Source organism: Arthrobacter sp. 05T423 (assembly GCF_056396245.1).
Genome location: NZ_JBFTLC010000046.1, coordinates 15,395 through 27,843, shown reverse-complemented (window position 1 = coordinate 27,843; position 12,449 = coordinate 15,395). Strand labels below are relative to the sequence as shown.

The 12,449-nt window shown below is 63.4% G+C and carries 10 protein-coding genes and 1 pseudogene; 2 read left to right on the top strand and 9 right to left on the bottom strand.

What is annotated here, in order from left to right; genetic code table 11:
- On the top strand, nt 1-185 hold a 185-nt coding region (locus AC1DFE_RS22445), incomplete at its 5' end, for a phosphoenolpyruvate carboxykinase domain-containing protein (RefSeq protein ID WP_476908057.1).
- A 546-nt stretch (nt 186-731) separates the two neighbouring features.
- On the opposite strand, the gene AC1DFE_RS22440 is transcribed toward AC1DFE_RS22445, so the two are convergent.
- Nucleotides 732-1,376, bottom strand: coding sequence for a maleylpyruvate isomerase N-terminal domain-containing protein (locus AC1DFE_RS22440; RefSeq protein ID WP_476908056.1), 645 nt, complete (start codon nt 1,374-1,376; stop codon nt 732-734).
- Between the two features lie 218 nt (nt 1,377-1,594).
- Here AC1DFE_RS22440 and AC1DFE_RS22435 point away from each other — a divergent pair, with 218 nt between their 5' ends.
- A complete protein-coding gene (locus AC1DFE_RS22435; RefSeq protein ID WP_476908055.1) occupies nt 1,595-1,945 on the top strand; it encodes a zinc ribbon domain-containing protein YjdM in 351 nt (116 codons plus the stop codon).
- A gap of 59 nt (nt 1,946-2,004) precedes the next feature.
- Here the strand turns inward: AC1DFE_RS22435 and AC1DFE_RS22430 are convergent, their stop codons facing one another.
- From AC1DFE_RS22430 to AC1DFE_RS22395, 8 genes and pseudogenes are all read right to left on the bottom strand, one after another.
- Nucleotides 2,005-2,208 (bottom strand): hypothetical protein, encoded by a 204-nt coding sequence (locus tag AC1DFE_RS22430; RefSeq protein WP_476908054.1) that lies wholly within the window; start codon nt 2,206-2,208, stop codon nt 2,005-2,007.
- Nucleotides 2,209-4,949: 2,741 nt separating this feature from the next.
- Nucleotides 4,950-5,975, bottom strand: a complete 1,026-nt coding sequence (gene mgrA, locus AC1DFE_RS22425) for an L-glyceraldehyde 3-phosphate reductase (RefSeq protein WP_476908053.1) — start codon at nt 5,973-5,975, stop codon at nt 4,950-4,952.
- Between the two features lie 148 nt (nt 5,976-6,123).
- Nucleotides 6,124-6,345: a hypothetical protein gene (locus AC1DFE_RS22420; RefSeq protein WP_476908052.1), complete on the bottom strand. Its 222-nt coding sequence runs from the start codon at nt 6,343-6,345 to the stop codon at nt 6,124-6,126.
- A gap of 173 nt (nt 6,346-6,518) precedes the next feature.
- Nucleotides 6,519-6,752 (bottom strand): annotated as a pseudogene (locus tag AC1DFE_RS22415) (NAD-dependent epimerase/dehydratase family protein); the annotation flags it as partial.
- Nucleotides 6,753-6,838: 86 nt separating this feature from the next.
- On the bottom strand, nt 6,839-9,031 hold the full coding sequence (locus AC1DFE_RS22410) for an alpha-galactosidase (RefSeq protein WP_476908051.1): 2,193 nt from the start codon (nt 9,029-9,031) through the stop codon (nt 6,839-6,841).
- Nucleotides 9,032-9,126: 95 nt separating this feature from the next.
- The gene (locus AC1DFE_RS22405) at nt 9,127-10,464 is read right to left on the bottom strand and encodes an ABC transporter substrate-binding protein (protein ID WP_476908050.1); all 1,338 of its coding nucleotides are present in this window, start codon (nt 10,462-10,464) and stop codon (nt 9,127-9,129) included.
- A gap of 74 nt (nt 10,465-10,538) precedes the next feature.
- Nucleotides 10,539-11,441: a carbohydrate ABC transporter permease gene (locus tag AC1DFE_RS22400; RefSeq protein WP_476908049.1), complete on the bottom strand. Its 903-nt coding sequence runs from the start codon at nt 11,439-11,441 to the stop codon at nt 10,539-10,541.
- 13 nt (nt 11,442-11,454) lie between these two features.
- Entirely contained in the window at nt 11,455-12,399 is a 945-nt protein-coding gene (locus AC1DFE_RS22395) for a carbohydrate ABC transporter permease (RefSeq protein ID WP_476908048.1), read from the bottom strand.
- Nucleotides 12,400-12,449 lie beyond the last annotated feature (50 nt).

Genomic DNA, 12,449 nt, shown 5'->3' with positions numbered 1-12,449 from the left:
GCGACTCCATCGACCTCACCGGACTGGACATGACCCCCGCCCAGGTGGAGGACGCCGTCCGCGTCGACGCCGACGAATGGAAGACCGAGCTCGCCTCGATCGAGGAGTGGTTCGCCAACTTCGGTGAGTCGCTGCCCGCAGCGCTCCAGAACGAGCTCGACGGCCTGAAGGCCCGCCTCGCCTAGACCGCTGAAGCCGGCCTCGGGGAGCCGGCAACAGGCAGACGAAGGGGGCTCCCACTGAGGTGCGGGAGCTCCCTTCAGTCCTTTATCGCCCGGAGCCTCCAAGCAGCCAACAAGGGAAAATCGCCGCGGGTCGACCCGCATTCTGCAAGATACTTCCAGGTATTGATCCGCTGGAGGATGCCCAGCGGCTCGCCTGCCGCGGCGTCGGGTGATCCAGCCGTGCGTGGCGGACCTGGCTGAGCGACGCCTGCGCTTGAAGATCCCGGCCCTGACCTAGGCATCTGACCAGGAAGTTCACCGAGCACCATCCCGGCGTCGGCGTTCTTATCGCCGATGTGGTCACCGCCGAGACGCCCCGGCTACGGCTGTATGAGCGTCGGGGATCCGGTACGTCCCGTCCTCGGGGAGCCCGGCACACGGTCATGATAGTGAGGCCATTCACTGCGGGACCTGATGCAGGCAGCGTAACCAGGTCGGGCAATTCCTCGAGGCTCAGGTACAGCCATCCACCGGCAGCGACCCCCAAGAAACCTGTGAAACGCGCCGCTAGAGGGCGTTGATCGCCTCCGGGGCGCGCTCGACCCGGGACAGGCCGCGGAGAACCGCAACGGAGCCGTGCCGACGGATCGCGATACGAGTCAGCACGTCCACCACGGACTCGGTGGCCGCGGCAGGGACGGCCGGCGTATCCAGGCCGACACTCGCCGCCAGGTCATCGCTGTGTATCAGCAGCTCCAGCAGACGGGTGCGGAGGAAGCTGTCCACGCTCAGCGAGACGCCTTCCCGCCAATGGCCCATCCGCACCTGGTGGTCGGGGACGGACAGCAGCCCGGTCGCCATCTCCGCCACCGTCGCGGTGGTGCGCGCGGCCAGCCCGGCCGGGCCCTCGGCGCTCTGCCTCTCGGCATTGTCGCGTATGCCGGTGTTGGTCTCGCTGTCAACGTCCTCGCCCACCCAGCGGAGTTGGGCGTAAAAGCTGTCGATGTCCAGCTCCTCGCCGCCCTCGACCGGTTCGGCGATGACCTCCGGCACCGACAGGATCTGGACCGCCAGATGCTCGGCGATGCCGCCGACCGTCATCTTGGGGAGCGCGCCAGGATCGCCCCAGGCGGCGGCCACCTTCGGGTCGGCGATCAGCCCAGCGGCGGCCCGGGCTGCATCGAGGTACAGGGAGCGAATCGTAGAGGTCATGCCAGCAGATTAGCTGCCGTTGGGGTGACGTGAGAATTCAAAGGCTCGGAGTTACGCCGCCGGCGGCTCCTCTGCTCCGGGCTCTCGTTTTTCGTCGGGCCCCATCCGATTCGAGAGGCCGGATCGAGAAGTCATTTCGAGTTAGCGGAACAGGTCTTGAACCGGTCTTGATCCAGAATGCGCGACCGGCAATTGGACAGCCCGTCTATTATTGGACGGTGAGCCAAACCCTTCCCCCTTGCCCTGAATGCACCGGCGAATACACCTACGAGATGGGCGCGTTGCTGGTTTGCCCCGAATGCGGCCACGAATGGTCGCCGGTCGTGTCCGATGAAGCGGACGCTGAGTCAGTGATGATTAAGGATGCTGTCGGAAACGTGCTCGCAGACGGGGATACCGTCACGGTTATTAAGGACCTCAGGGTCAAGGGGAGCGCCACTGCAATCAAGGTTGGAACCAAGGTCCGCAACATCCGCCTCGTGAACGGCGTGGGTGACCACGACATTGACTGCAAAGTGGATGGCTTCGGCCCCATGCAGCTCAAATCCAGTGTGGTAAGAAAGGTCTGACGCGCCTCGCATGCTGGCTGTCGGCATCAGCTTCTGGCCAGCCTCGGTGAGTTCCGTGTTCATGCCGTGGCGCATATTGACCCGAAGTATCCTGTGCCGAGCTCCCGGGGATGAATCCGATAGACCATGAGGCGCAGGAAAGCGAAGATTCCCACCGCCGCATAGAAGACGACCCCCACGGACCAGGAGACGACTGCGAGCAGCGCCAGGCCTGCCTTCCACGTGCCGGCGAGAGGTTCAAGCGCGGCGCAGGCGCCAACCACCGCTTGGCTTGCGACGCGCCAGATGAACTACGTGCCGTTCGCTTCCTTAGATCACGGGGCCGTTCCGTTCGGCCGAAGACGGCGGTCCAGGGGATGACGTAGCCGGGTACGAGCCAGGCGAGTCCCGACGCACGAGGAAGGCAGACATTGTCCAGGGCGCACCGGCTGTGGCCATGGTGCACGCGGGGACAATGCTGCCCGCGACGAAAGTGTAGAAGCCGAACGCACGGCCCGGGTTCAGGAAGTCGGCGATGGTGGCGCTTCGGAAGCTGGTCAGACGGACATGGTTCAGGACAAGGATCACTGCGTACGCGACCAGCAGATGGCGAGCAGGACCGCGGACACCGTAGGGAATCCCTCCAGCTCGAATCCGACGGAGAGGACGCCGCCTCTTTAGCGGACCAGCCCGCGGAGAGGTATCCAGGGGAAGAAAAGCTACGGACAACCGGGATGATGGCCAAGGCTTTCGAGGCGGCCCCGCTGGGAAGCTTGCGCAGTGACTAGCTGTTTATCCAGAAATCTGGATAAACGCGGATACATCGTTCGTTGCTTAGGTGTGAGCGTCAAGGTCGACGGCCTCGACTGTCGTCTTGGCCGGAATCATTGGACGAAGCGTTAGCCTGCCTTGGCTGTGCCGAGCTAGTCGAGCCCATCGTGAAACTGGGTAAAGGACCGGCAGGGGTACTGGGGCGAGATGAGCCCTAACAACCTGTGGGCGACGATCCGGTCGACAGGGGACTGACCCGACAACGGCAAGAGCCGTGACGGTGGTGGAGCGGCGTGACGGGTCATTGCGTCCGGGTCGATCATGGTCACCCAGGTAACGCTCAGCAGCAGAGCTGCCTTCTCTCCCCTCCAATCTCAGCTCTCGGCTTGCTCCGCACAGAAATGCTGGAGAGGGAAGGACTACCGCGCTGCCAATTCTTGGTACGAAAATTTCACAGCGAGGGTGTGGACAGTGTCCACACCCTGGGCTTCGGATCCGGTTGTACCGGCATCGGACTGGGGCGGATTGGGGAGGTTTTCGGGAGATCGGCGGAATCCCAGAGGGAGCGGCTGGTTCGAGTCCCATCTCGGGCACGTGTTTCCCCTGTTCAGGGGCTTTTTAGCCTCTGAGTGTGGACAAATTGTGTTGTGAAGGGGCCCTTCGGGGGCCTTTTTCATTGGTGGCCGGTGCTGTGGTCTGCTGCCTCCTCCGTTCCTTGCTCGGTGGTCTTGGTGCTTGTTACCGGTTCATGGGCGTAACTGGCTGGGGCAACATGACCTGAGAAAATTTCTGGTCGGCTTTCTTTTCTTGGCCGTTGGCTGTTCACCTGGTTTCCCCTTCTGGGTTCGCGTTGGCTGTTCTGCTTGTTCATTGTGGGTCTGGGGGAGCGCGACATGACTTGCGCCCAGCTGTTCGAGAATCGGTTCCGCCGGACTCCGGCAGATGCTCTGGAGCCCATTACCGTGGCCGACTGGTAGCCGGCATTGCCGTGCAGTTGGCTCATGAAGCTCACGCCGCCTTTCATCCCTGCATCTCTGGTTTTCGCCTCGTTGACTGTTCATGGTTACCTTCAGCGTCTACTGCATGATGCAGTGCAGCTTTTTTGGCGCGGCATCAGGACGTGAGGTATCCGCCTGGCCGGTCTTTCATATTTCTTCATGGCCAACCTGCCGGATGACTACATGACGAAAGCCAGGCGACGAAGCCCGCTCAGCCGGTGCGTCGGCGGCGAGGGGAATCTCGCCGAGATCGGTGAAAATGGAAGCCGAGTGTGTCGGCGTTGTCGTCCCTCGCGGGCAGGGGCCTTCCAATCCTGGTAATCCGTCCTCGAGTATGTGCCGGACTTTCTTCCGGGCAATTCTGGTTTGGTTGCTCCGTCATACGGGTCCAAACTCGGCCGCGCGGCCATGTACATGTCTCTTTGAGTCTGCTCTTCAACCGCCATGAGCAGGTGGGCGTGGATGACCGGAAACGGCCGTGGATCAGTGGAGGTTATAGGAAAACGGAGTCTGTCCCGCAAGGCGAGGGTTGGGAGAGATTGACCCGAGACAACGGCAACCCCACCCCTGGAGCCAAAGGAAACGTCTCGTTGCAATGTCTCATAACCCGCGCTCGATCTCGCGTCATCGCAGAATCTTGAGAGACACACTTCAGCAGATGCAAGGGACGATCTCGCCCTGAAACGCGGGAGCGCCGATATTGACCTCAAAAGCCGCGCTGCTGCCATCGATCGAGTCGATGGTGTCAGGCTGGGATCTCAGACTTCCTCCAGCCATTGTCAGAAAATCAGAATCGAACCTGATTCTGACAGCATTTCGGCTTCCTGCCTGGCGGCAGGTTGGGGCGTAGTGCAGCTTGGTACCCCATAAGCGGCTGCTACAGCTTGTTGTCTGCGTATGAGTGTTAACCGACATCGCGGTGGGATCGCAGCTCTAAATTTGGGTTTCGATCGAGAGCGGACACCGCCTCAGCGGCAGAGAAGGGATGCGGATGACTTAAGACATCCCTGCGGACGAGACGCGGCTGCTCGCTGCCGATGAAGCCGTTGGGTTAGGTGCCGCCCTCAATTGGTCGCGTGTCCCAAGGCGCTGTGCCCCGTCGACACTCGGGTGGTCTGGAAACTGGACCGGCTGGACGGGACCCGCGCACCTATGGGCCAGCCCGAGACAAAAGTCAGTGACCTTTTGTGCCCGAACTTGGTGTTACCGTCAGATTCTGTACCGGCATGTGTCGCCCACTGGGAGGTCCGTTTCGCTCAGAGGCTGATGCCTGATTCGGCGGCGAACTCATCGATAGCCGTCAGCTCCGCTGTGCTGAACTCGAGGTTGTTAATGGCGGCCAGGGTGTCCTCGAGCTGCCTGACGCTGGATGCCCCGACGAGCGCGGAGGTCACCGGGGAGCCCTTGGGCTGGTCGCGCAGGATCCAGGCGATGGCCATCTGCGCCAATGACTGTCCGCGGCCCGCGGCGATGGCGTTCAGCCCGCGGACCCTATCCAGCTTGTCCTCGGTCAGTGCGGACTCGGAGAGGAACCTCGCCTTGGCCGCGCGGGAGCCGGCCGGGACGCTCTTGAGGTACCTGTCGGTCAGCATGCCCTGGGCCAGCGGGGAAAACGCGATGGACCCGGCACCCACCTGGTCCAGCGCCTCGTAGAGGTTCGGCGAGCCGTTCTCGGTCCATCGGTTCAGCATGGAGTAGCTGGGCTGGTGGATGAGCAGCGGGGTGCCCAGCTCTTCCAGGATGCGGGCGGCCTCGAGCGTCTGCTCCGGCGTGTAGGAGGAGATGCCGGCGTACAGGGCCCTGCCGGAACGGACCGCGTAGTCCAGCGCGCCCATGGTTTCCTCCAACGGCGTCTCCAGGTCCGGACGGTGGCTGTAGAAGACGTCCACGTAGTCCAGTCCCATGCGCTGCAGCGACTGGTCCAGGCTGGAGATCAGGTACTTCCGGGAGCCCCACTCGCCGTACGGGCCGGGCCACATGTAGTAGCCGGCTTTGGTGGAGATGACTAGCTCGTCGCGGTACGGTCTGAAGTCGTCCTGCAGGTGCCGGCCGAAGTTGGTTTCCGCGGAGCCGTCCGGCGGGCCGTAGTTGTTGGCGAGGTCGAAGTGGTTGACGCCGAGGTCGAAGGCCCGGCGCAGGATGGCGCGCTGTTCATCGAAGCGCTTGTCGTCGCCGAAGTTGTGCCACAGGCCCAGCGAGATGGCCGGCAGTTTCAGGCCGCTGCGTCCGACGCGGCGGTAGGGCATCGATGCATAGCGGTTGTCCGCAGCGGGGTAAGTCATAGGTTCATCCTGTCAGGACCGCTCACGTGCAGGTCCGGGGTCAAGGGGTTCTCTGTTGGTTGAGTTGGTGTCCGGCTGCTCTTAATCGCGGGATGAGTGTGTCCTGGTCGTGGTCCTGGTTTCGAGGGGAGACTGTTCCCATCGCGGGTTACCATTCCTGCCTTTCCTGGACGGTGCCGAACGGGACATCCGGGTGGAACTGGACGGTGAAGTCCCGGGGGGAGTGCCGGGCAACGAGGATCCCTTTGCCGCCGCAGAGCGGGGCCCGCTCGACGAGGATGTTCACGGCTTTGTCCAGTTGGTCCTCTAGTTGGCTGCGTTTCTGGACGCGAATGTGGAGGAGGTCTTCATTTGATGCATCGGTGTACATGATGGTCCTGTGGATCGTTCTCGCACGGGCGGAGGGGCGGAAGCGAAAGGGCCCGCCCCTCCGTGGCGTCGAATGGTTACTTGAAGAGGGCGTTGACTTGTTCGTTGGCCTGGGTGAGCGAACTGGCGGGGTTCTTGCCGCTGAGTACTGCGTCCATGGCGGGCTTCATGATGGATGACGGCGTCAATGTTGGCGTTGGCAACAACTGCCTCCACGGCTGCCCCATCCACGAGGTTCACGTTGTGGACCTCGGCGGTTTTCTGCTGAGCTCTGCGACCTGGCGCAGGGACTCCTCGCCGGAATTTATCCAGGTTGTCGATGACCACCACATCATGGCCGGCTTCCTGCAGTGACAGTACGATGTGGGAGCCGATGTACCCGATGCCACCAGTGACCGGAACGTTCATGGATTTCCTTTGACTGATGCGGAAGCTGCCCCGCCGTTTCCGTTGCTGCGGAGAGCAGGGGAGCGGCGGGGCAGGCCTTTCAGTAACTACAGTGCGGTGAAATTCAGCAGCAGTGCGTGTTCCGGGTTGAGGGCGGGCATGGGCAGGCCTACCTCGGCGAGGAAGCGTCCGTTGGCGACTGCACCGTCTGCGAGCCAGGCTGGGGGGCGGACCTGGGTGAATATGTGGCTGTAGTCGGCGTCACTGGGCGCTGGGAAGATGGCTTCCACCCGGTAGTCGCGGTCCGGCTCCAGGCCTGGGATGGAGATCCGTCCCGGTTGTTCCGCGAATGCGGTGCGTGTGCTGACCAGGGCAAACAGCGCGGCCGTCGAGCCTGCCCCGGGTGGCGACGCAGCCACCGCGCCGTGCAGCATCAGCGACTCGTCCGGAACGTCCGCGCGGACCATGCGGCCGCTGTGGATGAGGTCCCGGTGCTCCTTGTACAGCGCGATGAACCGCTTGAGTTCCTCCCGCTCCGCCCCGGCCACCTGCCGGACGTCCCATTCCATGCCGAAGTGGCCGAACAGGGCTGTAATGGCGCGGAAGGACAGGTCGTGCGTGCGGGCGGTGGTGTGAGACGTGGTGGGTCCGACGTGGGCGCCCACGAGTTCGGGCGGGACCACGACGCCGGTCCAGCGTTGGATGGTTTGGCGTTCCAGGGCGTCGTTGCAGTCTGAGGCCCAGATCCGGTCGGTGCGTTCCAGGATGCCCAGGTCCACGCGGGCGCCGCCTGAGGAGCAGCTCTCAATCTCGATGCCGGGATGGGCCGTGCGGAGTTCGTCGAACAGGCGGTAGGCGGCGAGGGTCTGTTCGTGGACGGAKGGGCGGCCGGCGTGGCCGTGTTCGGTCAGGTCGCGGTTTTGGTCCCATTTGAGGTAGCTGATGTTGTTCTCCCGCAGGAGCGCATCCACGCGGTCGTAGATGTACTGCCATGCCGCCGGGTTGACGAGGTCGATGACGTGCTGTTGCCGCCATTCGAGTGGCAGGCGGCCGCCGTCCTTGTAGCTCGGGACGGACGGGCCAACGATCCATTCGGGGTGCGCACGGACGATGTCGGAGTCGAGGTTGACCATTTCGGGTTCCACCCAGAGTCCGAATTCCATGCCACGGGAAGTCACGGCGTTGATCAGCGGGGTGAGGCCGTCGGGCCAGAGTGATTCGTCGACGTACCAGTCTCCCAGTCCGGCGCGGTCGTCGCGGCGTCCGCGGAACCAGCCGTCGTCGAGCACGAAGCGTTCAACACCAAGCTCCGCGGCGGACTCGGCCAGTTCCATCAGGGTGGCCAGGTTGTGGTCGAAGTAGACAGCTTCCCAGACATTCAGCACCACCGGACGAGGCTTTCCGGCGGGGAGGCCGGTGGTTGCTGCCGGCAGCACGTGGTGTGGGCGGGACCGGAACCAGCCGTAGAAGGCTTCGCTGATGCCGTCCAGGCCGCGGTCCGAGTAGGCGGCGAAGAGTGCCGGCGTGGTGTAGCTTCCGCCCGGTTGGAGGATCACTTCGGCCGGTCCCAGCAGTTCCGAGCCGCCGATCATGGTCCGGCCGTCGCCGATGGTGTCCGCGAACTGTTCGTGGTTGCCGCTCCAGGCCAGGTGCGTGGCCCATACCTTGCCGTGGCGGTTGCCAAATCCGGCGGTGCCTGCGGCGAAGAGTAGGGAGGAGTCGTGTCCGGTGCGGCCGTGCCGGCCGGTGCGGACCCAGGTGCCCTGTTGGATGGGGCGGCGCTGCGGGTGGCGTTCCCGGCACCAGCGCCCAGTGAGGTCAAGGAGTTCGACCGCGTCAGGGGCCACCGGGAGGACGGTCTCCAGCTCGTCCACCTGGAACGGGGCAGTGCCGTCATTGGTGACGGTGTGGCGCAGCTCCAGCAGGCCGCCGTCGTGCAGGGTCAGGGCGGAGGAGACGGTGAGGCCGACGTCGGGATCGGACTGGACGATGACGGCGGAGTTGCCTTCGGTGCTGGCAGTGACGACGCGGAGGCGGGCTGAGAAGTCCAGGCCGGAGACGCCGTCGGCGATGCGGTGGCCGCGGAGAGCTGGACGGCCCCGCCAACCGGATGAGGCCTGGGGCAGGAGGCCAGTGGGTACGGCGGCGTCGATGGATGACGGCGGGATAGCGGCTGTGAGGATGGCGAGGTCCGGCAGGGTGCTGCCAAGATCCGCGCCCCAGTGGATGACCTCGGCCTCCCGGCTGTCGAAGCTGATCACCAGGCTGGTGCCGGCGGAACGGAGGTGGAGCGGGTCCATAAATGATGTCCTTCTGCGGGTGTGGAAGTAAGGGATGGGCTGCGCGCCGCGGGGAAGACGATGCCCGCGGAGCGCAGTCGGTGAAGCGGATGGCCCTACTTGAAGAGGGCGTTGACCTTTTCGTTGGCCTCGGTCAGGGTGCCGGCGTCCTTCTTGCCGGACACCACCGCGTCCATGGCCGGGTTCATGAGTCCATCGACCTTCGCGGCGTTATCGGTGATGGGGAAGAGGAAGGTCGTGCCGTCCTTGACGTGCGTGGTGAAGGCGCTGACGTCGATGCCCTTGGCTTTGAAGGCCGCGGCGGCCTTGTCGGAAGAGGACTTGATGGCGGGGAAGACGACGGCCTTGGAGGCCACAACATCCTGGCAGGCCGGGGAGGCGAGGTACTCGACCCACTTGACGGATGCGGCCGGGTTCTTGGTGCCGGCGTAGATGGAGTCGGCCAGGCCGTTGAACATGCTGGCGCGCTTGCCGTCAGGTCCCTTGGGGGTGGGGGCGATTGCTGTTTCGATGCCCTTGTAGCTGGTGTACTGGCCGATCATCCAGGAACCTTGGGTGTTGATGGCGGCCTTCCCGGCGCCGAAGGCGTCTGCCACGCTGGCGCCCACGGTGGTTTCAAGCTTGGGCATGTAGCCTTTGTCCGCGAGGCCGGCCCACCACTTGATGGTTTCCTGGAACTTTGGATCGTCGTAGTTGAATTTGGTGCCCCACGGGTTTTTGTCCGTGTGGGTCCAGCCGGTGGTGCCGGTGAGGAAGCTCCACTGTGTCTGGCCCTGGCCGCTACCGGAACTTTCCAGGCCCAGGCCGTAGACGGCCACCTGGTTCTTGTCGAAGCCCGCTTCGTCTCCGCGTTTACCGTTCTTGTCAACGGTCAGGTGCGCGATGGCCTTCTCGTAGCTGCCACCATCCTTGGGGTTCCAATCCAGCTTGGCCATCTGCTCGGCCGTGATGCCGGCGGCATCCGTCATGGCCTTGTTGTAGAAGAGGCCCACGGTGTCCCAGTCCTTGGGAAGGCCGTAGCGCTTGCCGTCCTGGCCCACCCAGAGATCCGCCAGGCCCTTGTTGTAGATCGAGAGATCGACGTGGTCCTTGTTGACGGCGTCGTCGAGGGGCAGGAGTTGCTTCTTGGCGGCGAATTCCGGGTACTTGGACAGGTGGTCGGCGAAGACGTCCGGGGCGTTTCCGGCCACGAAGCCGTTGGTCAGGGTGGTCCAATAGTCGCCATAGCCCCGCTGGGTGATCTTAACTTTGATGTCCGGGTTGGCTTTGGTGAAGTCTTCCGCGCACTGCTTGTAAGCAGGGAGCTGGTTGGCATCCCACAGCCAATAGTTGATTTCGCCCTTGGCCTCGGTGGAGGTGGATCCGCCGCCGCAGGCGGAGAGGGAGATGGCGATGGCTGCGGCGGCAGCGACGGCGCCTAGGGATTTCTTCATGATGGACCTTTCGAAGAGGGCATGAGGTTGCCCGGAGTGGAGTTTGGTGCGGGTGAGCGGTTGGGATTAGCGGTCTATTTGATGCCGGAGAATCCGATGGAGTTGACCACTTTTTTGCCGAAGGCGAGGAACAGGATGAGGATGGGCACTGCCGCAACGATGGTGGCGGCCATGAGTCCGGACCAGTCCGGGGCGCCCTGGGGGGACTGGGACTTGAAGACGCTGAGGCCCACGGTGAGGACGCGGATGCTCTCGTCGTTGCCGACCAGCAGTGGCCAGAAGTATTCGTTCCATTGGCCGATGAACGTCAGGAGGGCCAGGGTGGCCATGGGTGCGGCGGCGTTGGGCAGGACGATCTGGAAGAAGATACGCAGGCTCTTGGCCCCGTCGAGCATGGCTGCTTCCTCGACTTCGCGGGACATGCTGAGGAAGAACTGCCGCAGGAAGAAGATGGCGAACGCGGACATGAACAGGAAGGGCAGTGTCAGTCCTGCGAACGTGTTCAGCAGACCCAGGTTCTTGATCATGAGGAAGTTGGGCAGCGCGGTGAAGATCCCCGGAATCATCATGGTGGCCAGGAATACGGAGAAGACCTTGTCCCGTCCGGGCCAGCGGAGCCGGGCGAAGGCGTAGGCGGCAAGGGCGCTGAAAAACACCTGGGCTGCGGTAGTGACGGTGGAAAAGAGTATCGAGTTGCGCAGGTACAGCCAGAAGTCGATGGCTGCCCCGGAGCCTCCTTCGGCGATGGCCTCTTCGGTGGTCTGCATTCCAAAGACACGCTTGAAGGCGCCCCAGGAGAAGTCAGCCGGCAGGAGGTTCCCGGAGTTGGAGGCCAGCGAGTGGTTGCTGGAGAGGGCCGTGCGGAGCATCCAGAGGAACGGGAAGATGGTGACGGCCAGCGCGAGGGCGATGACGGCCCACGCACCGATGCGGTGCCAGTCGAGGGCTTTGCGGGTGGTGAGTGTTTGAGTGGTCATTGGCTGGGGTTCCTTAGTCCAGATCCGATTCGTTGCCCTTGAGGAACTTCATTTGCACGAAAGCCACGAGGGCAAGAATGAGGAAGAGAATGACGGACAGGGCGGAGGCGTAGCCGAAGTCCGATTCGCCGAAGGCTTTTTGGTAGATGTACATCTGGATGACGCGGGTGGCGTTGACCGGGCCGCCGCCGGTGGTGACCGCGACGGTGTCGAAGACCTGGAACGATCCGATGACGGTGACGATCAGGACCAGTGCCAGGACCGGGCGCAGGAGCGGCATGGTGATGGACCAGAATGTCCGGGTGGGGGAAGCACCGTCCAGTGAGGCCACTTCGTAGACGTGGTGGGGGATGGCCTGGAGGCCGGCGAAGATGAGTAGGGCGGTGTAGCCCATGTGGCGCCAGACGTTGACGAAGGCGATGGTGGGGATGGCCCATTGCTCGCTGCCGAAGAAGGCGATGCGGGGAAGGCCCATCCAGCTGATGATTTCGTTGACGATGCCGATCTGGTAGTCGAGCATCCAGAACCACAGCAGGGCGACGATCACGTTGGCTACCAGGAACGGAAGCAGCAGTGCGCCGCGGACGAACGTGGACTTGGCCACCCGGTGCATCAGCAGCGCCAGGCCGAGGGCGATGACTGTCTGGAAGACGATGTTGATTGCGACGTACTGGATGGTCACAGCCATCGCGTTCCAGAAGAGCTCATCCTTGAAGATCGCCGTGTAGTTGTCGAGGCCGACCCATTTGGGCTCGCCGAGGATGCTGTACTCGGTGAAGCTCAAGTAGATGCCACGGATGGTCGGGACCAGAGAAAAGACAACGAGGCCGATCATCGCCGGGAGGATGAACAGCAGCGCGATCCTCAAGTCGCGCAGCTTGGCCATCCGACGGCCCCGGTTGGAAGGCTGCGGCGCCTTATGCGCTGCGGTGGGTGGGTGCTTGGTAATGGTGGTCATCTTTGATCCCTCTCCTGTGAGGCAGGTAACAATTGACGGCCACTCTACGC

What these genes read in the sequence shown, in the direction of transcription:
- AC1DFE_RS22440 (WP_476908056.1), bottom strand. Translation starts at nt 1,376, where the DNA reads ATGACCTCTACGATTCGCTCCCTGTACCTCGATGCAGCCCGGGCCGCC.
- mgrA (WP_476908053.1), bottom strand. Translation starts at nt 5,975, where the DNA reads ATGACTTACCCCGCTGCGGACAACCGCTATGCATCGATGCCCTACCGC.
- AC1DFE_RS22420 (WP_476908052.1), bottom strand. Translation starts at nt 6,345, where the DNA reads ATGTACACCGATGCATCAAATGAAGACCTCCTCCACATTCGCGTCCAG.
- AC1DFE_RS22405 (WP_476908050.1), bottom strand. Translation starts at nt 10,464, where the DNA reads ATGAAGAAATCCCTAGGCGCCGTCGCTGCCGCCGCAGCCATCGCCATC.
- AC1DFE_RS22400 (WP_476908049.1), bottom strand. Translation starts at nt 11,441, where the DNA reads ATGACCACTCAAACACTCACCACCCGCAAAGCCCTCGACTGGCACCGC.
- AC1DFE_RS22395 (WP_476908048.1), bottom strand. Translation starts at nt 12,399, where the DNA reads ATGACCACCATTACCAAGCACCCACCCACCGCAGCGCATAAGGCGCCG.